The sequence below is a fragment of the Paenibacillus sp. OT2-17 genome, assembly GCF_009827695.1.
GTDB classification, from domain to species: Bacteria; Bacillota; Bacilli; order Paenibacillales; family Paenibacillaceae; genus Paenibacillus; species Paenibacillus polymyxa_B.
This window is the reverse complement of sequence record NZ_WUDQ01000003.1, coordinates 53,671-78,636: the sequence shown is the minus strand read 5'-3', so window position 1 is coordinate 78,636 and position 24,966 is coordinate 53,671. Positions and strand designations below refer to the sequence as shown.

The 24,966-nt window shown below is 42.4% G+C and carries 24 protein-coding genes; 1 reads left to right on the top strand and 23 read right to left on the bottom strand.

The features are described 5' to 3' along the window. Positions 1-5 precede the first annotated feature (5 nt). The 9 genes from pseG to GRP75_RS02125 all read right to left on the bottom strand — a co-directional run bounded on the left by pseG (position 6) and on the right by GRP75_RS02125 (position 8,319). Entirely contained in the window at positions 6-1,049 is a 1,044-nt protein-coding gene (gene pseG / locus GRP75_RS02165; protein ID WP_160788501.1) for a UDP-2,4-diacetamido-2,4,6-trideoxy-beta-L-altropyranose hydrolase, read from the bottom strand. Next, positions 1,046-1,780 (bottom strand): cytidylyltransferase domain-containing protein, encoded by a 735-nt coding sequence (locus GRP75_RS02160; protein ID WP_160788500.1) that lies wholly within the window; start codon positions 1,778-1,780, stop codon positions 1,046-1,048. Before GRP75_RS02160 ends, pseG begins: the two co-directional genes overlap by 4 nt. Before the next feature lie 26 nt (positions 1,781-1,806). After that, positions 1,807-2,802 (bottom strand): UDP-N-acetylglucosamine 4,6-dehydratase family protein, encoded by a 996-nt coding sequence (locus GRP75_RS02155; protein WP_160788499.1) that lies wholly within the window; start codon positions 2,800-2,802, stop codon positions 1,807-1,809. A 21-nt stretch (positions 2,803-2,823) separates the two neighbouring features. Next, complete coding sequence (locus GRP75_RS02150) at positions 2,824-4,626, bottom strand: motility associated factor glycosyltransferase family protein (protein ID WP_160788498.1); 1,803 nt, start codon at positions 4,624-4,626, stop codon at positions 2,824-2,826. A 102-nt stretch (positions 4,627-4,728) separates the two neighbouring features. Beyond that, complete coding sequence (locus tag GRP75_RS02145; RefSeq protein WP_160788497.1) at positions 4,729-5,073, bottom strand: hypothetical protein; 345 nt, start codon at positions 5,071-5,073, stop codon at positions 4,729-4,731. Next, the gene (gene fliS, locus GRP75_RS02140; protein ID WP_160788496.1) at positions 5,073-5,456 is read right to left on the bottom strand and encodes a flagellar export chaperone FliS; all 384 of its coding nucleotides are present in this window, start codon (positions 5,454-5,456) and stop codon (positions 5,073-5,075) included. The genes GRP75_RS02145 and fliS overlap by 1 nt, the downstream gene beginning before the upstream one ends. A gap of 17 nt (positions 5,457-5,473) precedes the next feature. Then, positions 5,474-6,988, bottom strand: a complete 1,515-nt coding sequence (gene fliD / locus GRP75_RS02135) for a flagellar filament capping protein FliD (RefSeq protein ID WP_160788495.1) — start codon at positions 6,986-6,988, stop codon at positions 5,474-5,476. Positions 6,989-7,000: 12 nt separating this feature from the next. Continuing rightward, on the bottom strand, positions 7,001-7,372 hold the full coding sequence (locus tag GRP75_RS02130) for a flagellar protein FlaG (protein WP_160788494.1): 372 nt from the start codon (positions 7,370-7,372) through the stop codon (positions 7,001-7,003). A 179-nt stretch (positions 7,373-7,551) separates the two neighbouring features. Next, on the bottom strand, positions 7,552-8,319 hold the full coding sequence (locus tag GRP75_RS02125) for a flagellin N-terminal helical domain-containing protein (RefSeq protein WP_160788493.1): 768 nt from the start codon (positions 8,317-8,319) through the stop codon (positions 7,552-7,554). Positions 8,320-8,591: 272 nt separating this feature from the next. Between GRP75_RS02125 and GRP75_RS02120 the strand changes: the two genes are divergently transcribed. Continuing rightward, complete coding sequence (locus tag GRP75_RS02120) at positions 8,592-9,992, top strand: carboxypeptidase-like regulatory domain-containing protein (protein WP_160788492.1); 1,401 nt, start codon at positions 8,592-8,594, stop codon at positions 9,990-9,992. A gap of 111 nt (positions 9,993-10,103) precedes the next feature. Here the strand turns inward: GRP75_RS02120 and csrA are convergent, their stop codons facing one another. From csrA to GRP75_RS02050, 14 genes are all read right to left on the bottom strand, one after another. Continuing rightward, on the bottom strand, positions 10,104-10,346 hold the full coding sequence (gene csrA, locus GRP75_RS02115) for a carbon storage regulator CsrA (RefSeq protein WP_160788491.1): 243 nt from the start codon (positions 10,344-10,346) through the stop codon (positions 10,104-10,106). Beyond that, the gene (fliW, locus tag GRP75_RS02110; protein WP_160788490.1) at positions 10,346-10,795 is read right to left on the bottom strand and encodes a flagellar assembly protein FliW; all 450 of its coding nucleotides are present in this window, start codon (positions 10,793-10,795) and stop codon (positions 10,346-10,348) included. Before fliW ends, csrA begins: the two co-directional genes overlap by 1 nt. Before the next feature lie 79 nt (positions 10,796-10,874). Next, entirely contained in the window at positions 10,875-11,783 is a 909-nt protein-coding gene (gene flgL, locus GRP75_RS02105; protein ID WP_160788489.1) for a flagellar hook-associated protein FlgL, read from the bottom strand. Between the two features lie 23 nt (positions 11,784-11,806). Next, on the bottom strand, positions 11,807-13,387 hold the full coding sequence (flgK, locus tag GRP75_RS02100) for a flagellar hook-associated protein FlgK (RefSeq protein ID WP_160788488.1): 1,581 nt from the start codon (positions 13,385-13,387) through the stop codon (positions 11,807-11,809). Between the two features lie 15 nt (positions 13,388-13,402). Continuing rightward, on the bottom strand, positions 13,403-13,900 hold the full coding sequence (locus GRP75_RS02095) for a flagellar protein FlgN (RefSeq protein WP_160788487.1): 498 nt from the start codon (positions 13,898-13,900) through the stop codon (positions 13,403-13,405). 10 nt (positions 13,901-13,910) lie between these two features. Further along, the gene (flgM, locus tag GRP75_RS02090; RefSeq protein WP_013312286.1) at positions 13,911-14,186 is read right to left on the bottom strand and encodes a flagellar biosynthesis anti-sigma factor FlgM; all 276 of its coding nucleotides are present in this window, start codon (positions 14,184-14,186) and stop codon (positions 13,911-13,913) included. A 196-nt stretch (positions 14,187-14,382) separates the two neighbouring features. Continuing rightward, a complete protein-coding gene (locus GRP75_RS02085) occupies positions 14,383-14,793 on the bottom strand; it encodes a TIGR03826 family flagellar region protein (RefSeq protein ID WP_023990675.1) in 411 nt (136 codons plus the stop codon). A gap of 746 nt (positions 14,794-15,539) precedes the next feature. Then, positions 15,540-16,007: a LysM peptidoglycan-binding domain-containing protein gene (locus tag GRP75_RS02080; RefSeq protein ID WP_160788486.1), complete on the bottom strand. Its 468-nt coding sequence runs from the start codon at positions 16,005-16,007 to the stop codon at positions 15,540-15,542. Positions 16,008-16,389: 382 nt separating this feature from the next. Next, a complete protein-coding gene (locus tag GRP75_RS02075) occupies positions 16,390-16,956 on the bottom strand; it encodes a phosphoribosyltransferase family protein (RefSeq protein ID WP_160788517.1) in 567 nt (188 codons plus the stop codon). Between the two features lie 348 nt (positions 16,957-17,304). Beyond that, on the bottom strand, positions 17,305-19,419 hold the full coding sequence (locus tag GRP75_RS02070) for a helicase-related protein (protein ID WP_160788485.1): 2,115 nt from the start codon (positions 19,417-19,419) through the stop codon (positions 17,305-17,307). Between the two features lie 200 nt (positions 19,420-19,619). Next, positions 19,620-20,060 carry a hypothetical protein gene (locus GRP75_RS02065; protein WP_025719114.1) on the bottom strand — a complete coding sequence of 147 codons (441 nt, stop codon included), beginning with the start codon at positions 20,058-20,060 and terminating at the stop codon, positions 19,620-19,622. A gap of 168 nt (positions 20,061-20,228) precedes the next feature. Then, positions 20,229-20,951: a response regulator gene (locus tag GRP75_RS02060; RefSeq protein ID WP_007432713.1), complete on the bottom strand. Its 723-nt coding sequence runs from the start codon at positions 20,949-20,951 to the stop codon at positions 20,229-20,231. Between the two features lie 4 nt (positions 20,952-20,955). Further along, positions 20,956-22,116, bottom strand: a complete 1,161-nt coding sequence (locus GRP75_RS02055) for a sensor histidine kinase (protein WP_013312293.1) — start codon at positions 22,114-22,116, stop codon at positions 20,956-20,958. A gap of 47 nt (positions 22,117-22,163) precedes the next feature. Continuing rightward, positions 22,164-24,881: a stalk domain-containing protein gene (locus tag GRP75_RS02050; protein WP_160788484.1), complete on the bottom strand. Its 2,718-nt coding sequence runs from the start codon at positions 24,879-24,881 to the stop codon at positions 22,164-22,166. Positions 24,882-24,966: the final 85 nt, after the last annotated feature.

Sequence of the window (24,966 nt, the reverse complement as noted above, 5' to 3'; positions counted from 1 at the left end):
CTTATTTAAATAGTATCCTCCAAGTTTTTAATTACTTTCTCTACTCCTCTGCCGTCAACAATATTAAACGCTGTTAAGCTATTGTTCTTTAAGTCACCTTCATAATCCTTTAAATTGTTCACAATATGACCATCACTAACATCGGAGTGGAAACCCAAGAATCTGTCTATCCCTAACTTTTCTCCCATAATAGCATTATGAATCTGATTTTCAGCAACCGCTATAACCAAACCCGGAAGGCCCATACAATATCGTTCCCAAGTCAAGGTCCCCCCAGAGCAAATGGCTAAATCAGCTTTGTTCATTATAGCTGCAACAGAATTAGATTGAATATGCAGACTCAACCTTTTTTTTGAATCAACAATCTTTCTCAATTCATTGAGATGAGCATATGATTGACCGACTAGTATATCAAAATCCAGATTGCTATCCAGTAACCCTTCTTTATCTAACGCATACAGAGACTTCAGCGTCTCATTAGTAGGATCAGTCCCTCCAAAAGTGACCAATACCCGTTGAATGGCGCCGCTTCTTGTTTTAACTTTCTGACGTTCCAGATGGAATTCATCTCTTAACAAAGCATAACTTGGTCCTATCAATTGTTTTGCATTATTCGTTAATTCATTATATCTTGAATCAGAAATTTCATATAAATTTTGGTCTAAAAGGATATTGCAAATGTGCGCTCGATTAGCTAAATCATCAATTACTAAAAGTTTCTTAGCAATCCGAGACATTTCTTTTTCCCATATATCACTGATTTGATAATGATCAATAATCATCCAATCAAAACCATTCTGAAAAGCATTATTGACTTTTGAGCTTACATACACAGCATCCTCAATTGACCCTATCGGATATTTGCTGTTTAAATAGAACGGAATACAACCAATCTGTTTAATTTTCTCAACTAAGTGATCAGGCATTTGTTGAAAGACAAAAACCACTTCTCTTCCTGAGATTATCAGTGATTTTGCTAAGGCTAAACAACGCATCACATGTCCTGTACCGATTGCAACAGAGGCATCCGCTCTAATCAAAAATTTCATTCTTCCCCCTTGAGCTTCTTCTGCTCCACATGCGAGTTAATAAGGGCAATTTCTGGGCGAGTCTCCATTAGTTCTAAAACATCCTGCCAATCAAAACTGTTCCTATCCTTAATGTAGGTGTATATCTGCTGAATTAGCTCCCAATCTTCAATTGTGTCCAAAGTCCAGCGATAATTAGAGTAGTCTTTCGGATAAGTAACGCTTAGCAAAGAAAATTGATCTGGGTTTTGGTAAATATAGGGCGTCACATGTTCTCTTTGCTCCGTACTCTTCGCCTCCAGATGTGCTTTTTCTAGAGAAGCAAAAGAAAACACTTCTGCATCCAATCCTCTTGGGTAAGAACGTTCAATTGTATTGCTGACATAGTCATAAGAACCCATAATATAATTTTTGATTAGCTCATCAATAATCACAGGATCTATAACAGGACAATCTGAAGTAATGCGAATGATCACATCCGCATTATATGTGACAGCCGCTTCATAGTAGCGTTTTAGCACATCACTTTCACTACCACGATATACTTCAACCTCTGCTTTATGAGCCAGATTTACTATTGTTTCATCTGCCGTTAAATCAGTAGTTGCCACTACAATTTTATTAATTTGTTTTACTTTCTTTATTCTTTCTACAACCCGCTCAAGTACTGTTACACCCAGTAAATTCAAATCAACTTTTCCTGGAAGGCGAGTAGATCCCATTCTTGCTTGAATGATCGCTACAATATTCATAAGTCCCCATACTTTCTGTTGTATTCTTATATAAGACTTTCATCATATAACCAATCAACAACAACCGCTTTATTAATGGGATTCATCTCTAACTCAGTAATCTCTTTGTTTATAGATTGATTTTCCCCTTGAAAAGCAGGTGGAATGATAAACATATTTTCCGATTCCAACGCAACTAGCTGTTCATCGATGGTCATTAATTCCTCATAACGTTTTTCTCCAGGACGGAGACCGATATATTTAATAGCTACTTTATCATTTAGCTTGTATTTCTCCGACACCGTCTCTATAAGCGCTTCCGCTAGATCCACAATTCGCACAACTGGCATCTTCAGGACAAATACCTCACCACCCTGGGCTGCCTCATTAGCCTGCAGGATTAACTCAATCGCCTGCGAAGGAGTCATCATATATCTCAACATCTCTGGATCGGTAATGGTAATTACTCCATTTTCTAAAATTTGTTTTTTAAATAGCGGGATAACGGAACCACGAGAACCCATCACGTTTCCGAACCGAACCGAAGAAAACACAGTAGACTTGGAACCCTTTTGATATTCAGAAGCCGAAATCAGGCGCTCCGCGGTTAATTTAGTCGCGCCATAAGTGTTGGTCGGAGAAATGGCCTTATCCGTACTTGTGAAAAGAACCTTTTTCACTCCATTCTCCAGTGCAGCCTGAATGACATTTTGTGTTCCTATTACATTGGTTTGTACAGCCTCAAACGGATTATACTCACACGAAGGCACGTGCTTCATTGCGGCTAAATGGAAAACATAATCAATATCCTCCATTGCCCTCATTAATCTTTGTTGATCCCTCACATCACCAATCAGATAACGCAATTGATTAGAATGAGCCTGAAAATCGATATTCATTTCATACTGCTTATGCTCATCACGGCTGAAAATACGAATTACACTCGGCTCGTCTTTCAAAAGTCTCTGTACCAGTTGGCGCCCTATTGTCCCCGTTCCACCTGTGATTAATATCTTCGTCCCTTTGTAGGTTTCCTTCTGCATGTTGAACACGTCCCTTGTCCTTTAACTCTTTATATGGTCTATTCTACGAATCGATTCTACAAACAACTCTTCAAGCATCGGAATTTTATCCACTATCTCATTCGCTAGCTTTCCTAAATGTTCATATATCATATCAGCTTTGCGAGAGAGATTTTGCTCTATAGCGATCAGAGGTTGCTGCTGGTCAAATAAGCCAATCTCCAGCGGAAGTGCGGTTTCTATAATAGGAACAAACCAATCTCTACTTACAATGCTGGTCCAACGTTGTTCAATTTCAACAATCGCATTATGGCATTTCAGCGGCTTCATTCGGCTCCATTCTCTAATATTCCCAATCGTTTTCAACATGACTTTCAATTCTTCCCTGAATTGAGAAAAATCATTGAGCGTATGCTGTATTTTCCCTCTAACCTCTTCGATACGATTATCATTTATAGTAAATGGTTGATTACGTTGAATATTGGCTATGGCATCGCGCTCAACATGTTCATCAGCAATCATGTCATATACTTCCTCAATAGGCTTCCATATGGTCCCCTCTAGCGCTGCCCCATTACGAGTCGTATTAATGAATTCAATATTGGATAAGATTACAAACAAATTCTCTAATGCGTCTTTCATAAACAAGAAGCTTTCGTTCGTTGCATTATATCCACCGTGCACGTTCAATACCTGCTGTGGTGCCTTCTCCACGATGGATGCATTGTGGGATGCTTCAATATGTCCTACTCCATCAGCGTAGAACTTATTACCTGGAAACGATAAATCCTGCCCCATCAGTACAACACGTCGGGCCCCCAACCATACAGCCGCTTGTATAGCAGAGCCTACAACGGTTGGTGTCGCCGTTATAGCCACCTGTGCGCGATCAATTCCTAAATAATGCTGCGAAATATGATCATTACTTAATATAAAATGAATGGTATCTTTCTGCTTGCGATCCGTAATACCATAATAAGAGGTAGACCCATATAATAGTGGTGCTTCCAGCGTTCCAGGCTGAGAAAACACCTTATCATTGATAATACCACCATCCAGCGTAACCGCTAAATGTGGCTGTATTCCCTCTTTAACTAGTGCTTGAATACTAGAGCCTGCTGCTATAACAAGCGCATGAGGTTGCACTCGCTTAACCCACTCAATATCTTGCTGAAGCGATGGCCCCGATGCAATAATAAACGCCGTGCTTCCAGGAAAAGAAAATTTAAAATCATCAATAGAGTACGAGGATAGCATTCCAGCCATCTGATACATGCTGTTGCGAATCCAGTCCTGTCGAAAAAGATGAAGAGTAATTTGATTTGATTCATAGGTGTGATTGTATTCTTCCAATTTTTCTTTAACATCACGTAATACATCCATCTCAACCTCGAGATAATGACGGAGAGCTACGAAAGCTAGTTCACGCTGCATATGGACAGAAGCCATATAAAATAGTGAATTCAATTGCGACTCACCAATAGCCAGCCAGTACAAATTGGGGTGTTCTAAAAGGCTCCGCATATCATAACTGCTAATGGAGTTTAGAAACTGGTATTCATCAGGCTCATATACAAAAAGCAAGCGGTCAGGGTACATTTCAAGGATGTCAGCAATGCCAAGACCCTGTCCAAATCCATAAACAAAAACACATTCTATATTTTCTACCGATTGCTGAACCGCCTCTAGCCAAATATGATCTTTTTCTATAGGCTCATTATAAGTCTTGTGATCCTTGGTCCCAATTGGTTCAAGTGAGAGTATTGTACTAGCAACATGTGGAAAACGATTCTGTATAGCAGTCAGATTTAATGATAAAATTGTCAAGACCATACCACCATTCATAATGATTCTTCTTAATTAGTATATCGGACTGTAGCATGAAGGATTGAACCTTCAAATAAAAAAATCCCTCCCAGTAATGCCTGAGAGAGATTATAACACCATTTACTTCCTGTGATCTATAAAAAGACTATCAACGGAATAAGCACGCTGGTAAGCATTTTGTTGAACACGAATGTTCCCTTTTTTCTCCATCCAACTACCCGCTTCATCTTTCAACTTATTCATGCGCATTAATATCGGTCCATCCATATCTAAGATCAGTCCAATTTCTTGTTTGTCTTCCTCAGTGAGTAAAGCACGATATTTCTCCATTGAATGCACAATTTCCTGTCTACGATCGACAAAAGCGACCAACTCTTCCTCTTCTATGATTGAGAGCCGATTAGTTGTCTCTATTGTCATTTCTTTTAGTGCTTGAATGAGGTCTTGAATATTGTTACTGTCCATTAGCTACCTGTGACCGAGCTTGGAAGTTTGCTCACTTCGACCCAAGCCTCACGTAGATCTGTTAGATGTTCCTCTACTTCCTGGGCTTTAGACACATCTTTATGAACGTTAGATTCAATCAGACAATGCAACATATATTCATAAATTCTTAATAACTCCTGTGCAATCGGATAGTCAAAATTCAATGCAGATATTAATTCATGGATGATAGCTTGTGATTTACAAAGATTATAGTTCGCTTTCCCGAAATCTTTATCTAAAATCCCGTCTATACCTGCCCGAGTAAAACGGATTGCCCCATCATACAGCATAATCAGAAGTTTAGGCTTGGAGGCAGTCTGGGCTTGAGCCTGCTGGTACTTCTGGTAAGGGGATTGAATCAAATGTATGACCTCCTTATTTATCTAAAGCTGGACAGACTAGAAGAAGTGCTATTATATTTATTAATTGCCGTCTCCATAGCTGTGAATTTTTTGTAGTAGTTCGTTTCCATCATATTCAATCGGGCTGTCATATCGGTAATCCTTCTGTCAATACCCGTTAGTTCTTGTCCCATCGTGCTGCTGATAATGAATGAAGCACTAAGATCAGTGCTTACCTTTGAAGTTCCTGCCTTGTCAGCTAACTTTTGCAGCGCAGTATTAGAGATTTTTTTCATACGCGCAAAAATTCCGTCTTGATCTGTATATTTATTACTTTGTGCTGTAGCAGAATCCTGCTTGCTGAAAAAGTTGGTCACAATATCAGGATCTTTATCTAAAGCAGCTTTCAGCTTATCTGTATCTAAAACAAGTTTCCCTTTTGTCTGATACGTACCTGTAGTTATACCGAGCTGAGCAAGACTAATTGTTGTACCGTCATCCAGTTTAACTCCCTGAACCATTGCACTACGCATATCCGCTACTGCGCTCTGCAAAATACTGTCATTTTTAAGCATTCCACTTTTAGCTTTATCAGTCCATTGTTTAACTTCATCATCACTCATGTCCTTTTTTTGGGCAGTTGTTAAAGGTGCATATTTTTTGTATCGTTCTTCACTAACTTTATTATTCAACGTAGAGAGAACATCATTGTACGCATCAACAAACTTCTGAACCGATTCAACCAGCTTATCCGTATCTTTGGCCACCTCAATGCGTGTTGAAGTACTCCCACTGGCATTATTAAGCGTAAGTTCAACACCATTCATCGTGAAGGTATTGGAGGACCTTGTAATATCCAAACCATTTACAGTGAGTTTAGCATCTTCGCCACCTGTGATGGTACTCCCCAGCTTTAAAGCTGTGAATATATCTCCACTAAGTTCAATATCTTTGGCCCCAGTCGTTTTACTTGTTAAAGAAACCTTACCTGTAGCGGAATCATAGATGGCACTCACACCAGCTTGCTTATTTGAATTGATTTTTTCGACAAAGGAATCAATCGTTTCATTGACAGGATCAATTTCTATAGATGCTTCTGAGGCTCCTGAACCTATTTTGACTATTACTGGGACGGTTCCTGAAATTCCCGAATTTTTAATATCCTGTAGCTTAACAGTTCCCCAATCAGTCGGTGCAGAAGCATTGAGTTCAATAGCTGCAGAAGAAGTAGCGCTTGATGCTGTTGCCAACGAGGCCACTTTTACATCCAACACCCCACTGGCCGTTGAAGAAACACTTGCACTAACTGCACTCGTATTTCCGGTAACATTCGCCTTCTGAGCGCTAATCGAGCTACTCATGCCAAGCTTACTTAGTTCTTGTGAAAAGGTAACCAGTTTCACACTGGTCTCCCGATAGTTTTCACGCTTCCATTCCATGAGCTGTTTCTGTTGATTCAGCTTGTCGAGTGGAGCGCTCTCAGCTGTCATCAACTTTTTAACCATTGAATCTATATCCATACCAGATGCTAAACCAGTTATTCTCGTTACCATGAACGTTCCTCCCTATCCTTTTTTATCGACGATAATCCCGGTAATCTCCATCATTCTTGCTGCTACATCCAAAATTTTTTCTGGCGGAACTTCACGAATGAGATCACCTGTTTCCTTGTTCAAAACTTTAATCATAATGGTGTGGGTTTTTTCGTGCACAGATATTTCAAACATTTTTTGCGGACCTTGAATCGCATCAATTGCTTTTTGCAACTGCTGAATGGTTTGCTCGTGTGTCAGCTGTGTTTTTGCAGGAATTACAGACTGGACTACACCTTCTTCAGAAGTTATTGGAGGATCAGTAACTGTCTCCTCCTTTGGAGTTCCGGCAGAAAGGTGAATCGGTGTTATACCTCCTGCATTGGCCGGTATCAACGGTTCCATAACATAACCCCTCGCTCATAAAATGGTATGTCGCACACTGTATCTCTTCTACTCATATTAGATGTCCTACTTTATATATCGGTTAATGATTTAGATTATTTATGAAAAATAATACAAAAAAACAAAAAAAGGCTCTGCAAGATGCAGAGCCTTTAATAATTAGCTTGCTTTCCAAAATCTTAACGAAGCAGGGAAAGTACGCCTTGTGGTGCAGAATTCGCTTGTGACAGCATGGATTGGGAAGCTTGCAGCAAGATGTTGTTCTTGGACAAAGTAACCATTTCTTTAGCCATGTCAGTATCACGAATACGAGATTCGGAAGCTGTCAGGTTCTCAACTGTAGTACCCAAGTTATTGGAAGTATATTCCAAACGGTTTTGAACAGCACCCAGTTTAGCACGTTGTGTAGCAACTTTTTCAATAGCATCACTTACGTTTGTCAATGTGGAAGCGTCTTTCAAGCCAGTAAATCCTGCTGTAGCAACACCACTAACTGTAATCGTGAAGGCTTTATCGTCAGCTTGTACTTTTACGTTAGAAGTGATTTTGATTCCATTAAATGTTGTGTTTTTCATGATGCTGTCGATTTGCGATCCCAGTGCGTTAAGCTCCATGTTGATGTTGCTCTTATCACTAGTAGAGTATGTTCCGTTCAGCTTTTGAACGTTCAATTCTTTCATACGAGAAAGCATGGAGGATACTTCGTTCATTGCACCCTCAGCAGTTTGTGCAAAAGAAATACCGTCTTGAACGTTACGTTGGGATTGTTCCAAACCACGGATTTGTCCGCGCATTTTTTCGGAGATAGAGAGACCAGCAGCGTCATCAGCAGCACGGTTGATACGCAGACCGGAAGACAGTTTCTCCATGTTTTTGCTTGCTGCAGCATTATTCATGCCCATGTTACGGTGAGTGTTTAATGCAGGAATATTGTGGTTGATAATCATTTTAAATTTCCTCCCTGAAATGGTTTAATTCCCACGTCCTTGTGGTATGAGCGTCTTCACAGGTCGGCCGCCCTGAAGAATTACCGCTCTAAATTATATATCGACACCTGCCACTGTATTGTTTATAGCATTTGAAAATTTTTAAAAATCTATTTCGGAAAACAATAAAAATCGTATTTTTTTTAATATCGTCCAATAATTGACACTTTTTAAACTCTATCTTATATTAAGCTTGTGGTAAAAAATATACTAATTGAAGGAGTGTTTCAATTATGCTTCGAAAAACTTTTCGTTTGCTATGCGCTTTGACTCTTGCGGTCGGTTGGTTCTCAGCTTCTTTTAATCAGGCACTTGCGGGTTCTTCTCAAGCCAAACCTATTCAGTTGCCAGCGCAATTTCTAAATTCCATGGTTAAGAAAGGCACAAACACACTTCTAAGTGATCTACATACACCGCTGACCCAATCTAAATCACTTTCAATCTCCAAGGAGGAAATTTTAAAATCTCCAAAGTTAAATGCATTGCCAGAGACTTCGTCTAACAGTAAATTTTCCGTCTCCACAGTCACATATGATGTTTATAACACTACACCCGATGGGGCAATCTTTATTAAATCAGGTAATTCCGCGCAAGGTTATATTACTGCGGAGGGTGAAAGCCGCTGGTTTTTCACACGTGTCGAAACTCCCAATAAGCTGACCGTATTTCTAAATCCAGGAGCATCCACAACTAATGATTACGATCTTCATCTATACAAGCTTGATGAAAGCACAGGAACGCTAAACAAAGTTTCATATTCCACAAAGGGGGCTGGTCAATATGAACAGGTCAGCTATGTAGCAGGGACCGGCTATTATTTCATACTCGTCCAATCATATAAGGGATTTGATGTCACCCAGCCATTTACCGTTCATTCTATTCAATCCGACAGCTATGACAGCATTGAACCAGATGACAATCCCTGGTTTGCTAAAGACCGTGGTTCAGCCACCTTTAGCAGCAGCCAAACGATCGACAATATCCTGGATGAGGATTGGAGTAAAATCAAGATTCCCTCTGATAGCACCGTCCGTCTCAACCTCAACAACACCTCAGCTTACGGCGAATATCGACTGGACCTATATGATTCTAATTTAATCAGTCTCGGATATCTTGGTCAGAACACTACCGCACAGTTGAAGCTGGCCGCAGGGGAATATTATATTCGTGTTATCGCACCGTCCAAATTCGATCTTACCACTCCATATACTTTGACAGTGAGTTATCAAAATGCTGATGTTGCAAGGGTGGTAACCTCCAACATTACAACAGACGGTGGAGTATACGGTTTTATAAACTATGGTTATGGACAAAAATGGAGAATAAAAAATAATATCACCATTAGCGGCAGAGCGTTTGATGCCCAAGGCACCCCTGTTGCAAATGCTATTGTCACCACCAGAATTATTGTGACAATAAACAATAAGGTATTCACCGCAAGCGGAACAACTAATGAGCAAGGATTTTTTACGATTCCAGTAAATGGTTTGACCTCGGCTGCAGGTAAGTACTCTTTCTACAACGGCGTCAGCACTCATTATTTCGATATTATTCCAATCGATTTTTACAGTGGCGGCAAACTGCTCAACTCCGACATCAACAGCCTCTATCATTTCGCTTACCAAATTAGATAACATAATGCAGAGTGAACATTTTTAAAATCCATTTTTCGTTTCAACCATAATAAATAATATAAAAAAGCTGACCCTCGTTGGGTCAGCTTTTTTATCAAATCTAACAGCGAGCTACTCTATGCCATCACTTTCCTTTCCCATCTCCAATATGGCGGTTTGAAGCGTTTTAAGATCCATTGCTGCGCTTTGATTATTATCCTGAATTGCGTCGAAAATCTCTTTACGATAAATATCTATATCCTTGGGGGCAGATATTCCAATTTTGACGTTGTCTCCTTCAACGGAAAGCACCGTTAATACAATATTATTCTGAATAACGATAGACTCGCCTTTCTTGCGGGACAATACCAGCATCAGGCTTCACCGCCTTGCTCTTCCGACTTTAAATTGGGCCACAATGTATGTTTGGTCGTATATTCCGAACTTTGCAGAACGATCTGCTTACCTTTTAGATCTTCCGTGTTAAAAATGATAGGGGCAATTAAGTTGACTGTTATTTTTTCTCTATTACTGTGCCAGGTTACAATACAACGTATTTCAATCTGATTTCGGTCTGTTACATCAATATCTGCAAGTGCATCGTTAGATAACTCAAATTCGTAATTATGGACAAAGTCAAAAGGGTTGATTGTTATAAAGGAGATCGCAGCTTCTTCTACAGCACTGAAAATACTAAACAACTCGTTATGCGCCTGTAACTTAAATTCACGTAAATGCTCGAAACCGGGTAATCCTTTAGGGAAAATAAAAATCGATTCTGCCTTATACTGTTCTTTTTCATCTATTATATGCTTTTGGTTCATACTTCATCCTCCTAAAAATAGTAACAAAAAAGCTACGGACCTACGTCCATAGCTTCAAAATGTCAAAGAAAACAAAATATCATCTCATAAAATCCATAAGAGATGGCTGCATGATCTGAGCCGATGATTTTAAAGCAGCTTGATATATAGTCTGGGCTGAGGTAGCCTGAATCATCAGGCTTGCAATATCTGCATCCTCAGTCTTAGACTGCAAATTTGTTAAATTTAAATTACGATCATCTAGACGCGATTGCACAAGCTCCACACGATTCGTGCGAGCTCCAACTTCGGACAGGCTGGATTGCATTTTGGTAAAACGAGATTCAATATTTGTAAGTTGGCTTGATATTGTCGTTTGGTTTCCACTTGCCAAAGCTGCACTCAAGTTATCCATAACTTTAAAAATATTATCCGCATCTATTGAAGCTCCAAAAAACTCGCTTCCAGAAGTATTCACCTGAAATGTGGATTGATCTCCAATTGCATAATTCACACTACCTTGATCTGTATCAACTTGGTCATAACTGGTGATTGTACCCGTAAGCTCATAAGGAGCTTGATCATACTTTTGACCATTAAAAATATACTTACCACGGATTTGGCTATTCCCGATATTGGTCATTTGCTCCTTAAGCTGATCTACCTCTAACTTAATGGCATCCAATCCAGATTGAGGAACAGTACCACTTGAGGCTTGAACCGTTAGCTCTTTTAGCCTTTTCATCACATCTCCAGCCTGCTGCATAGTGGAGTCCGTAAAATCCAACCAACTTACGGCTGCATCAGCATTGCTGGAATACTGCTCATTGGAGGCCAGCTCAGCTCTGTAACGAAGGGCATAAGTCACACCCACAGGATCATCTGAAGGTTTATTGAGCTTGCGTCCGGTTGTGATTTGATTTTCCATTTTACTCATATTGCTATAATTACGATTCAGGTTACTGAGCGTCTGCATACTCATCATCCCCGAGGTTACTCGAATCGCCATACGCTACCTCCTACTAATTTGAATTAGAGCCCTACACGGCCTGTACTATTAATCAACTTGTCCAGCAATTGATCGAATGTCGTCATAAAACGAGAAGCCGCACTATAAGCATGCTGAAACTTGATCAGATTGGACATCTCCTCATCCAACGATACTCCACTAACAGACTGTCTGCTTAAATCCACCTGCTCCGTCAGTAGCTGTGCATTCTTCGATTGACGTTCCGCTTCCTGAGTCTGAACCCCAAGCTGTCCGGCAATAGAGCTAAAGTAGTCATCTACTGACGTTGGAGTAGACAAAGCTGCTCCGAAATCAAACTTTATATTTTTCAAGTTAGCCATAGCCATAGCTAAGGCATTATTCCCAAGCACTACCTTTTCATCTGTCGTTCCCGTACCCTCTACCCGTAAAGAAGTTGCAATTTTGTTAGGGTCATTTTGTATGTCGGGATTTAGGGTAATATTACCTGCTGTAATTGCTACTCCGTCTTTAGAGGTAAAAAAAGCGTCCCCTTTGGTAGGAGTTGTTCCACTAATTGTATAACCCAACTGGTGAAGTCCATTGATACCTTGGACAGTAACTTTCAAATCGCTTGTTAAAGTCCGGTTATTATTAGCATTAGAGTAAGTAACCGCTGTATTATTCGGCCCCGTATTCAATACTGTTCCTTCAGGAAGCACAGTTCCTTTAGGGAGGGTAACTTCAATATTTCCATTGGCCAGTGTGTTGGCCAATTGGTTCATCTGGTTTTTGTAATCCACAACATATCTGTCACGTGAGAATACCATCCCGTAAACTTCGCCGCCAGTCAAGGCACCACCTGTGAAAGCTGCCTGAAGACCATCTGCAGTTAAAGGTGTAACCACATTACCAGTTACAGCTATTTGTCCAGCTACTGTTACTTGATATCCATCATCCAGTTGAGTAACCTGCACATTAGCCAGTTTAGACAATTTATCGATCGCATAATCTCGCTGATCTCTCAAGTCATTTGGATTATCTCCCAATGACTCCAACTTGGTAATGTTCCCATTTAAATCGGCTACAGATTGTAATAGAGAATTCATCTCTGTTGTTTTTAATGTAATATTATTGGTTAAATCGGAATCTAGCGCATCAAGTTGCTTGCTTGCCTGATTCAATGCATCCGTCAATGCCAGCGTCGTTTCTTTTACGATTTTACGGTTAGTTACATCTTGGGGATCTTGACTTAAATCCGACCAAGCATTCCAAAAATTATCCATAACCTTGCGCATTCCTGTGTCAGATGGTTCGTTCATAATCGTTTCTAGTTTATCCAGAGTATCATAGCGGATACTCCATCCACCTAGAGAAGAGTTTTCATTACGATACTGATCATCCAGAAAAGTCTGACGTACCCGCTCAATTGCACTGAACTCGACCCCTGTCCCCAGTTGTCCCCTTACTACAGAACGATTCAAACCATACGCCTCCATAGATTCGGAAGCCTTCATACTAACAACTTGCCTTGAATAACCGGCTGTGTTAGCGTTAGCAATATTGTGCCCTGTCGTATTTAATGCTGCGGTTTGGGTATTTAAACTTCTTCTCGCTGTTTCTATTCCATGAAATGTCGAGGTCATATTTTCCTCCTGCAATTAGGCCCGAGTGTCGAATAACCCTGAGCGGATAGTAGAATTTTTTTCATCTGGGCGGTGATACGTTGTCTCAAATTCCTCGTAATAAGACATCGTCTCTACGGAAAAATCAATGTAAGAGAGCGCCTGTTCTATAAGCTGACGATTTAACTCATTAAGTTGCTTAAGTTCGTTCAACGTCTCCGAAAGCCGTGCTTGAATGCTTAACAACCTCTGCTTATCTTGAAGGTCGAACACAAGACGTGACAACTCTGAAATGGTTAAGTTCAACTTAGATTTAATTCCGCGTCCCTGCAAAAATTTATATGCAGAGGAAATACGTTGTTCCTCAAGTTCATCGATGAGTTTGGACATCTTCGATTCCTGGTTCATGACTAAAATGAGCTGATCTACCTTATTTGATATCAGTGCTTCTTTTTTTTGATTCCCTAATGTAATCAACTGCTCGTGAGCCTCTCTAAGCTGCTCCAGCACATCAATCAATCGATCTAAAGGCATATTCCTTCACCTAGCTTTCAGAAGACTGCTTGAAATAAGGTAACAGCTTCTCTGCAATTTTATCGGCATCAACACGATAAGTACCAGAAGCTACTTGCTGCTTAAGCTCCTGAATTTTCTTAACGCGGTCTGCATCACTGCTGCGATTCAGCATTTCCATTGCTTCCGGAGAAATCGAAACCTCGTCCTTGCGGCGGGATTTCTTTTGCTCCTCTTGACGTCCTGTTTCAATATTTCGCTGATATGGATTAATAGCTCCGATGCGGTTGGTCTCGTTAATTTTCATAACTTCCACCTTCCTTAGTTATTTGATATGGTCAGAATGTATCAGACGACATAGCGTCGAACATGGTTCGTATTATGCCTCACTTCTTTATTTTGTGCATGGTTGCTAAAAATAAAAAAACCGATAAGCTCTATAAAGATTATCGGCGGTATTTGAAACTTTTTGAATAGCTGAATGCGTTTTTAATTCCCCTGTACTACTTTCCACGAAGTTTATCAATCGCGCTGTAGGTACCTGAGCCCATATTATTACTTTGATCCTGATTACTACTTTCGCGTACAGCCTGATGCAGGTCTTTAGTCAGACGTGTTCGACAAGAATCGCACATATGCCCTTCACGAATCGGTATCCCGCATACCTCGCAAGGATACGTCATATTGGGCGCATTAGCAATGGAAATACGTCCCTCACGTATAAATGTCGTGATTTGCTTTACGGATACCTCAGTAGCCTCTGAAAGCTCATGCATATGAATGCCCTTATTTTCACGTATATGTTTGACACAGCGTTCGTATTCAAATTCAATTTCTTTAATACAGTTCTGACAGATTCCCCTGACGTTCTTAATAAACAGCTTTCCACAGCGAGGACAGTTATCCAAATTCATCCTCTGTAGCGCCCCTTTCCAATTTCCGATCTTTAATTACTTTTATCCTTACATTAACTTATAATGAAGAGCCTCGTCTAGCAAATATTTCAAAAAAAGATTTTCAGATTTTACACAATTGCACATCTTATAAGTTATCATATTAAAAGCATAAGAGAGAATGATCCATCAGTAAAAGTTTCTCTACATCTATATGCATCAATATGCGATGACATAAAAATAAGGAAAGCCATGAAAGCTAGTAGCTCAGCCTATTGCATGTGTCTATTTATCGTCAAACATTGCTCCATACTTTAGATAGAAATAAAATAAGCGCCATTCCAGTTATTTTCGGGAATAGCGCTTCATTATACAATTAAAATAGCTATATATGAATATGAGTAAATGTAGAAATTAAATATCAAGATGAGGGAAAAACCGGGCGAAACAATCCTCAGAAGAATTCATGTTCACCTGTGCCCCGAATGACATCAAGAAAGCCCTGTAAATCCGGGGGAACGGCGCCCATACGAATGCTCCGCACATGGAGTGTGGGTATTCATAAATCTCATGGACCTAACATCATCTCAACTTATAACCTATCTGAAATCAAGCTAGATGCACCAATGGAAATTTGCAGCCCAAAAAAACAAGCTATTTCACAAATAATTATTCAAAAAAGCATTGTTTTAATAGAGGCCTTCCCGTATACTATAGTCAAACGCTTGGTTTAAAAAACACACTTCATTATACATTTATAATGATAATTATTTATTTGTGTTTGTTTGCGGTACTTGCAGTTCTTGGCCTACTTTAACCAGGTTGTTGATTTTAACCAGTTCTTCAACAGTTACACCGTATTTTTCAGCAATAGAAGCCAGTGTGTCGCCCTCTTGAACATTTACTGTGATTGTATTTACAGTTGCTGGTGTTTCAGTTGTAGTCGTTGCTGGTTTTGTAGTTGTTGCTTGATTGTTGTTCTCAGTAGCTGGTTGAGCTGGTGTTGTAGTTGCTGCATTTTCAGTCGTTTCAGTTCCAAAAAGTTTTGCTTCAAGTGCTTTTTGAGCTTCTTCTTGTTGTTTAATGATCAGTTGTTCTTCAACATGATCCCTGTTGCTATCTGCGTTGGATTTCGCCATTACTTGACCTGTTGCAAGTGGACTCAACAAAGATACTGCACCTAAACTAACTGCCAACATGCTAGATACTGCTACTTTTTTCATTACGTTTTTCATGATTTGTTCTCTCCTCTTTTTAGCTTTAAATTTTAATTAACTGCTTTACTACTGAGCGAGACACTCCCAATGTCCGCTCTTTAGTCAATAGCTAATCACTTATTACCAATCATGTTAGCTATCAACAGATAGAAATTGTACTCCTCTTTTCCAAAAAAATCAACCTCTAAATTGAAATATTCTGTTTTCATCCCTCACTTCCTTACTTTTTGTTTGTCTCTATATTTTTATTATATACCTCTCTCTAGCTCGTTGTCAAATCCTGCTGATTGTACGGCTTAAAAGACTTTTGTTCTATCAATTAATCCTTCTTTCAAGAGATTTATAACCTCTTTTTCATAGTTTCAAGCAAAATTTAATGGAAAATACTAGAGATTTAGACTTATGATCTTGCTAAGGTCAGGCAAAAAATAGCCAAATGTATTCCTTGCTCTAATGCCTTTTCTCTCAAAACACGTGCACACGCCTGTAATGTGCTCCCCGTTGTATAAATATCATCTACAAGCAAAACGGTAACGGAAAGCTTGTTCTCCGTAACACATTGAGATTCAGCTTTTAAAATAAAAGAATTCAGCAAATTTGTCATATTGGGATGGACAGAAAACGCATTATTCATGGTGTTTATGCGTTCCTTTTTGGATTTAAAGCTTTGTTTGCCTGTATCTTGTGGACGAGCAAGTAAAGATAGGAAGGGGAGCTTATTCCGCCTAGCAATCTCTTCTGCCAAGATCTGAGCCTGATTGAAGCCTCGCTCTGTAAGCCTCTTCTCACTTACCGGGACACAGGTCACTACATCTACACTCCACAAAGATCGCTTGAAACGAGAATGTTTATGACTTGCAAACTCATACCTCATCGCCTGATAGGCTCGATTCATGATCTCACCTAGCAGGGAACCATACTTTTCATTCCCGCGATATTTGAACTGTCCAATCCATTCTCTCATCATCGGTGTATAGCTGGTTGCACTCCGATTGCACACATAGTAACGTACTAATCGGTCAAGCCTTACGCAATCCGGGCAAGACGTCGGACGTCCACAATGAACACAACGAATATCGTAAACCCAAGGAATTTGAAGCGAACAAGAAGTACAAATCCCAGAGAATTCAGAAAAATGTCCTGTGAAAGTGCCGCAAGCGATACATGTTTGGGACTGACGTTGGAATAACCAATTCAAAAATAGACGGGTTCTTGGAATCATCCCCATACCAGAATGCACCTTTCTTGGTAGTTTACGTACTGACATTGTTTCAGGTTTCACATTTCCAAAAAAACTTTTTTTTATTTAATACATTTAGTGCTTCAACTCCTTCAGGTATCCTTTTTTCCGAGCCAGTGCATTCATTCGTTTAATTTGTCTAATCGCTCTCTTTTGGCCTCGAGTCCATTGGGGCGATGTAAAAATAACACCTCCACATGGATCATCCTTGGACCTTCCCGCGCGACCAGCCATTTGGACAAGAGAGGCTTCATCAAAAAGACTGCTGTCCGCGTCTAACACATACACATCACTCCGTGGAACAGTCACCCCTCGCTCCAAAATAGTCGTTGTGACCAGAACTCGTATTTCAGTAGCTCGAAATAAGCGCACTTTAGCGGTTCTTTCTTCATCCTGTGAGGAGGTTCCAGCAATAGGTACATCAGGCAATTGTTTAATCAGCAGCTCCACAAGTCCCTGAATATGTGAGATTCGTGTCACAAACAGGAAAACCTGTGCTCCACGTTGTATGGATACGCGTAGGCGTTGAATAAAGGATGCGGGAAGCCGACCTTTTTGCAGCCAATGTTGCACTGAAGCAGTCCCCAGGCGAAATGGGACAGGTAGGGGATGACGATGAAAACGAACGGGAACCTTGGCGTGTGGCAGTAGACCGCGTGCAGCCTCTTTCTGCAAAGCATGGGGTGGTGTAGCAGACAAATAGATAAACTTTCCCTTCGGCTTACATACTGCTCGTGCAGCAAAGGCAAGCATAGGATCATTGTGATAAGGGAACGCGTCAATCTCGTCAATCACAACCAATTCAAAGGCTTGACGATAACGCAATAGCTGATGTGTCGTTGCCAGTGTCAGCTGTCCCCTTTGCCAGCGTTCTGCGCTCCCCCCATAGAGCGTCACCATGCTCACATCGGGAAAAGCAATGGCCAAACGAGGGGCTAACTCGAGTACCACATCGCGGCGCGGTGTTGCCACAAGCGCCGCTCCTCCGTGATCCAGCACATATTTCAAGAGCGGAAACATCATTTCCGTCTTGCCTGCGCCCGTTACGGCCCAGAGCAGAAAACGTTCTACCGTAGTACTGGGCACCTGCCGATCAGCGCTATATCTTGCACCTTCGCCAGGTTTTGGCGAAGAATGCCTGCTACGGGCAAAGTTGCTGCCCTGCGAAGAGGCAGCATCTGATTTCCCGCACGCAATCCTATCGCGCCGGAACAACGCCCGGAGCCCACGGCCTTCCGGGCGAAAACGTCCCCGCACTTCGCCGTGCGGTGCGGCCAAAAAGCGCAGCGCCGCTTCCGCGGCGGCACGCTGTGCAGGGCTCAGCCCCCAGCGGTCGAGTTCCGTCACCGGGGCTGTGCCTGCTGTGTGCGGCAGGGCGGGTTTCGCTGCACCGCGCAGCAGCAGCGAGCATTCACGGCTGCGCCCGAGTGCGAGACATGTCTCGCAGTAAGCGCACGCCTTACGTCCGCACGACGCACAGCTCGTGCGGTGCACTATCCCGCTGCCACAACGGTTGCAGCGGAGTTCATTCGTACGCGCGGCAGACCATCGCGTACGTGGTGCTGGAGCGAGGCCAGCAGCAAAGCTGAGTCGGCCTTGCAGATATGCAAGCTGTGCAGCGGATCGCCAAGTACGCTCCAAACCTGACGCTGCCTCTGCCAGTAGCGCTTCGGCTTCCGGAACGAGTAACTGGCGTCCTGACAACAAATTAACCAGCTCATTCGCTTGTCGTGTTAAACACTCCCTATCCAATCCATCAATTCCCGTGACGAGGCTCCTTTTTTGAATAGAACGTAAACCTCCGTTTGTTTCTCGTCCCTCATTCCTACTTTCTGTGCGAGAAGTCCACCCTTGTCCACCATCCCAAATGCATATATTTTCTACTCCTCCAGATAAAATCCGTTCTCCGTTGAAAGGCTCAGGAGCCAGTTCACTTTTTAGCTGTGCGAGAATATAAGCCCACCACTGCCATTTTCCCCATCGCTCCATATTTGCTAATTCCTTAAATGTTTCGCACAGCTTTGTCCCCCAGGACAAGGGAAGCTCATCTCCTAATAACACCCATTTTTCGACAACATTCTCTTGTCCCTCATCTTGATTCATCCACCATGTCATATCTACTCGAATATCCACAGATAATCGGAGAGTCCAATTCCCTTTATACTTCACTGCATATACTGCAATTTTCACCTTCCCCTTCTCCTCCCATTCATGATTTTTGCGGTTCTTGTCACCCCAGAGAACAGCAAAAAAGCACACTCCTATGGCTAATAGCCTGAAGTGTGCTTCACATCAAGTAGATCTCAATGAGATCCCTGTCGTCTTGCCTATGCAACTGTTTATAAACATTTATATCCGATTTTGACCACGATGTCCACAATCCCCTGTCGCTAAGGAACAAGTGGGGCGTCCGCCAACGACTTGACCGTTCTAAGATCAATAACAACCTGCTTTTCACCGCCTGACTTCGGTAAGACCGGGTTCCCCGGTGAAAAACGACTTGAAATGACTGAAACATCCATATGACTATAGCGCACTAACCGTGTCAGAATCGGTAGCGTATCGTCCATAGATTCATCATCCAGTACTGTCACATGTAGCGGCCTCCGGTGTAGCCAGGCAAGTATGTTCAGCGAACGCATCACCCATTCCACACGATCTCCGTCATTGGACGTAATCACAATATAGCGAGTCGCACGATGACCCGGAGATATTGCGCGTGAATCTTCACCATTGTGATAAGCCTGAACCGCCTGTCGTATATACATAAGATGAACGACTGCGGCTCCCACACCGTATATAAGCAATATCCAAACCAAGTGAGCCGTCACGAGGGTTCCACCTCCTCCTATAGCGACAATATATGCCGTATAACAGGAAGAGGTGTCACGGTTATGTACTGGGTTTCCGTATGAGCGGACATATCGCTCCAAAAGAAAGGCGGTACAGCATTCATATCTATTAGCAGCTGCATCGTCTAATGCATGGAAAACTACACTTTACAGCGTAACCCATCCATATTTGATTGAGTTAATAACTGCTTGTGTACGGTCATCAACCTCCATTTTTTGCAGAATGCTGCTGACATGGTTTTTGACCGTTTTCTCACTAATGAATAAATATTCACCGATCATCTTGTTGCTCTTACCTTCAGCCATCAGACGCAGCACTTCAGCTTCACGGCGGGTCAATGGATTATTTTCACCTGCGACAAACTTCACGCCGGCTTCCTTCGTATGACCTTCAGCCATAGCCCCTGTTTCATTCAGGTAGGTCATCCGGCGAAGCTGCTGAATGAGCTTACCCGTTACCTTCGGATGGATAAACGCATATCCTTCATGAACCGAACGAATTGCATTAATGAGGGACTCGGCCTCCATATCTTTTAACAGATAACCATTGGCTCCCTTGCGCAACGTCTCAAATACATAGCTTTCATCATCATGAATGGATAAAATGATAACTTTGACATCCGGGAACATCTCACGCAGTTTTTCGGTTGCCTCTACACCATTTTCAATTGGCATATTAATGTCCATCAGAACAATATCTGGTTTCTCTACGTTACAGAATTCCAACACTTGAATACCATCGCCACATTCTCCGATGACCTCAATGTCGTCCTCCATATTCAAAATACGTTTAAGTCCTTCACGGAACAACTGATGATCGTCCGCTAAGAGAACTTTAATGGGTGCATTGCTAATTTCCTGATTTTCCATGTTGTTACTCCTTTCCCTTTTCCACGTTGGTTGGGATATGAATCACTATCTTGGTGCCTTGATTCTCAGCTGATTCGATCTCCATTCTCCCCTCGAGCAGTTCAACCCTTTCCCGCATACCAATCAGACCAAAATGCCCATGATCTTTGCTTTTTTGCTGGAAAAGCTCTGGCTTAAAGCCCAAACCATTATCCTGCACCACGATTTTTACAAGCTGCGCCTGATAGGTAATCTCAACAAGCACATAGGTAGGATAAGCATGCTTGGCAGCGTTGGTCAAAGCTTCCTGGATTAGACGGTAAATGGCTGCTTCCATCGCGGAAGAGAGACGGTGTTCCTTGCCCCTTGTTTCAAAAAGCGATCTAATTTTCGTTTTTTCTTCAAAATCCTGCACATATTTCCGGAGCGTCGGAATAAGTCCCAGGTCATCCAGGGCCATAGGACGCAAATTGAAAATGACCTTTCGCATTTCCTCAAGACTGGAGCGAACCTGTTTCTTCAAGTCTACTATTTCGTCCTGAACCATCTTAAATTCCTGCTTGGCGATCATTCTTTCCACAATTTCCGTCCTAAGCACTAGATGTGCAAGGAGCTGCGCAGGTCCATCGTGAATTTCACGGGATATACGTTTGCGCTCCTCTTCCTGAGCCAAAATAATTTTCAGACCAATAAACTGCCGATTTTTGGCCGATTCGATGATCCGCGTCACTTGTCCCAATTCGCCCGACAAATATTCCAGCACGACCCCCATCTGCGAACCGATAGTTTCAGCGCGCTCGACAGAAGCCTCGACACTTTTGGCCCGCTTTTGAAGATCATCTCTTCTGGCTTTGAGATACATTTCCTTCTCGCGGAAAATCATCACATCGAGTTGAAGCTGTGTCGCCTTCTCATAAGCCTGCTTGATATCCTCTTCCGAATAGCGAACGAAGTCACGGCTGACCTCAGTCAACCGAATGCGGGACCGCCGATAGTTCATTTCCAGCTGGTCCACCTTTTCGATCGTTTCTGCTGTTTCCTTCAAGACGCTCTGGAGCTCCTGATTTAACGTGACCAGCTCGGTCCGGGCCGTGTCCAATATTTCGAACATCTGATATTTGCTGTTCTCCATCACCTGGATGGCATTTTTAATGACTCGGTCTATGATATCGGCTTGAAAGTCCACAAATGTTCTACTCCAATCCTAGCATTTCAAGTATATATCATACCATATCATGACTGGAGGGTGATGGTCTTCGTTTCTTGTTCCCATTTTACAGTCATTCCTAACTGCTCAGACACGAGTCTTAATGGGACTAAAGTCCTGCCTCCTAGCACTATGGGTGCAACATCAGTGCTTTGACGTTTCCCGTTCAGAACAACTTCTTTTTTCCCTACGGTCAAATCCATCAGCACACCGCCACGCATAATGGTGATCCGCTGATCGCCCGCATTCCATTTGGCTTGTCCGCCAAATGCGTCCAGTACATACTTGATCGGAACATACGTTGAACCATCGCGAGTCATCGGAGCGGCATCAATCGTGGTCGGCGTTCCGTTCACCGTCATTGATTTTTGCCCGATCGTCATTTGAGCTGTTCCTTTTTTGAGTCCTTCTGTACCGACCGTTCCCGGTGTATTAAAAGAAATATTATCAAAAGCAACATTGCCTGTTTTAGCGCGCTCGTCCTGACCCTCTGCCACATTGACCACATAAAGACGCTTCAGCTTCGCCGGATACGAAATATTCAAACCGCTCATATCTGCGTTAATGGTTTTCCAGCCGTTCCAGTCGATCACTTTAGCGAGATCAATATATGCTGTTTTGCCTTGAGCATCCTCTAGCTCTGCGCGCAGCCAGTTCAGACTCTTATCCCCTCTGACATCAATCGAGATGGAAGTAGCCGCCTGTTCAAGCGTTTTCCCGGATGTGCCGTTCAATTGAGCGTAAGCATACATTTTACCACTGCCGTTCGTCATATCGTAGTTCAGCTCTAGCACTTTGGAATTGGCATGGTCGCCATCTCCTTGTACAACAGCCGCTGTGCCAGTAACACCTTCCACATTCGAAGTAAAATCAACCGGATACGAAACATTTTCGAAGTTCTCCCAGTTGTTTGTACTTGCTCCGCCAGCAGACAGGAAGACGACAGCGCTGAAACCATCATAGCGACCGATGGCATAGCCCGTTTTCACGCCTGCATCCACCGTATTTACTGTAAGCTGATTGTCCTTGACACTGCCCTTAAAGCCGATGAACTCCCATTTGAGCGCATCTGACGTAATGCTGACACTCTGTCCATCTTTTGTCTTTGCCGTTACCGGTACAGCGATTTTAGCTCCAGCGGTAAGCGAGCCAGTTCCAGTGCCTGCGGTAAGTGATGAAATTTCATCTGCTCCAAGCACCGTGACCTTTGTTGTAGCGCTGGCTGAGCCACTAGATGCCGTTAAAGTAGCAGTTCCCGGTTTGGCTCCCTTTACAACGCCGCCGCTCACTGACACAACAGCCGGATTGCTGGATTTCCACGTCACTTGTACTTTCGAGGTATCGAATGGATTGTAGTAGTTGTCATAACCTTTGAAGGAATAGCTTCCGGTCTGACCAATCAGCAACGTTTTATTGCCCTTGATGGTGAAGCCTTTGAGCGTTCCTTTAGGAGCATTGGTATATACCCCCACTCCATTTACAATACTACGTTGCTCTGTACCATATTCTGTATTGAACGTAAGCCCCGCTGTCGTATCTCCCAAATCACGTGTCACCATGGTGGTAGAGCCGCCCCCGTCAAGGTTCATCCCCTTCCAGACGCCAATATCTTTCATCAGCGTTTGCAGCTCGCTCAGAGATACACCAACGCTGTTCCCATTCTTCTCAACAGCAATGACATAAGCGTAACGCTTGTCACGAGAATATCCCAGAGCTGTACGCGCACGCGTTCCGCCTATGCTTGTTGTGCTTCGGGAGAAAGAGGTTTTCTGACCGTCATTTACTAATATGGTATGTCCACCAATCATCATTTGAAGGTTAGAAGGATCTACTTCACTCCCTGTCGATTTAACACGAAGGTGATAGCTCGTTTCTACGGTTTGTCCCACGGTCAGATGCGCTTTGGCATAATCAGCGGCTTTACCATGAGTACGTAAAATATAGCCATCCTGCGGAACGGTCATATTCAACGTAGCATTGTCGGAGACTTGTGTAACCACACCATTTTGTACCAAGATCTCGGTGGGCGTTGTCGAACTGTTTTTGGGGCGCTCAATTGCTTTCCAAGCAGATGTATAAATATACATAGCATTAGAGTGGCTATAGCCGCCCCCACTCGTCTCAGGCGAATACGAAGCCTTGTTCATCCCTGCCAAAGAGAAGGACGACCCATCTCCAGCTTTTACTGTACCTTCAAAAGTAAACTGCTCCACCATGGGAGAACCATCCTTGGTTACAGCAAAGGCATACATACCCGTTAAATCAGACGGAGTAGACATCAACACACCCTTGGATACTTGTCCACCGATCGGCGCTCCCTCGCTGGAGGTATTAAAATAATCCCCGTTTACACCAGCAACCGCCCCGGTCTCTTTTGCCATGCCACCTGTGCTCTGACGGGTCGTAAACTGTCCATTCTTCCCCGTCATGACATCCAGCTTAACGTACGGATTTTGCAAGTCCACTCGAATGATATCAGCCAGCGCTGTTCCTTTGGAACCTTTAAAACGATATTTCAATAATGTTGCACCCGAAGTAATGATCTCTTCGCCCAATTTTACAGTTGAACCAGAGGCTGCACTTGCGATTGGAGCAGACATCCAACCATTCAAGGGGATTAGAGCCCCAGTTCCAGCAACCGGACCGACCCATAATACCCCTGCCAGTGTTAACACGGCCCATCTTTTAGCGATTCCTCTGCCATTAACTTTCACTTCACTCTGTTTCTTATTACTTAAAAACATTTGGATAATAGCTCCCATCTTCAATGTATTCAAACGGTTTTGTTCCGCGCGTGTACTCTATCAATAAACAAAAAAATCCTCTTAT

Coding starts and splice junctions, on each gene's coding strand:
- pseG (WP_160788501.1), bottom strand. CDS start 1,049: ATGAAATTTTTGATTAGAGCGGATGCCTCTGTTGCAATCGGTACAGGA.
- GRP75_RS02160 (WP_160788500.1), bottom strand. CDS start 1,780: ATGAATATTGTAGCGATCATTCAAGCAAGAATGGGATCTACTCGCCTT.
- GRP75_RS02155 (WP_160788499.1), bottom strand. CDS start 2,802: ATGCAGAAGGAAACCTACAAAGGGACGAAGATATTAATCACAGGTGGA.
- GRP75_RS02150 (WP_160788498.1), bottom strand. CDS start 4,626: ATGAATGGTGGTATGGTCTTGACAATTTTATCATTAAATCTGACTGCT.
- GRP75_RS02145 (WP_160788497.1), bottom strand. CDS start 5,073: ATGGACAGTAACAATATTCAAGACCTCATTCAAGCACTAAAAGAAATG.
- fliD (WP_160788495.1), bottom strand. CDS start 6,988: ATGGTAACGAGAATAACTGGTTTAGCATCTGGTATGGATATAGATTCA.
- GRP75_RS02130 (WP_160788494.1), bottom strand. CDS start 7,372: ATGGAACCGTTGATACCGGCCAATGCAGGAGGTATAACACCGATTCAC.
- GRP75_RS02125 (WP_160788493.1), bottom strand. CDS start 8,319: ATGATTATCAACCACAATATTCCTGCATTAAACACTCACCGTAACATG.
- GRP75_RS02120 (WP_160788492.1), top strand. CDS start 8,592: ATGCTTCGAAAAACTTTTCGTTTGCTATGCGCTTTGACTCTTGCGGTC.
- csrA (WP_160788491.1), bottom strand. CDS start 10,346: ATGCTGGTATTGTCCCGCAAGAAAGGCGAGTCTATCGTTATTCAGAAT.
- fliW (WP_160788490.1), bottom strand. CDS start 10,795: ATGAACCAAAAGCATATAATAGATGAAAAAGAACAGTATAAGGCAGAA.
- flgL (WP_160788489.1), bottom strand. CDS start 11,783: ATGGCGATTCGAGTAACCTCGGGGATGATGAGTATGCAGACGCTCAGT.
- flgK (WP_160788488.1), bottom strand. CDS start 13,387: ATGACCTCGACATTTCATGGAATAGAAACAGCGAGAAGAAGTTTAAAT.
- GRP75_RS02095 (WP_160788487.1), bottom strand. CDS start 13,900: ATGCCTTTAGATCGATTGATTGATGTGCTGGAGCAGCTTAGAGAGGCT.
- flgM (WP_013312286.1), bottom strand. CDS start 14,186: ATGAAAATTAACGAGACCAACCGCATCGGAGCTATTAATCCATATCAG.
- GRP75_RS02085 (WP_023990675.1), bottom strand. CDS start 14,793: ATGAATTTGGATAACTGTCCTCGCTGTGGAAAGCTGTTTATTAAGAAC.
- GRP75_RS02080 (WP_160788486.1), bottom strand. CDS start 16,007: ATGAAAAACGTAATGAAAAAAGTAGCAGTATCTAGCATGTTGGCAGTT.
- GRP75_RS02075 (WP_160788517.1), bottom strand. CDS start 16,956: ATGATGAGAGAATGGATTGGACAGTTCAAATATCGCGGGAATGAAAAG.
- GRP75_RS02060 (WP_007432713.1), bottom strand. CDS start 20,951: ATGGAAAATCAGGAAATTAGCAATGCACCCATTAAAGTTCTCTTAGCG.
- GRP75_RS02050 (WP_160788484.1), bottom strand. CDS start 24,881: ATGTTTTTAAGTAATAAGAAACAGAGTGAAGTGAAAGTTAATGGCAGA.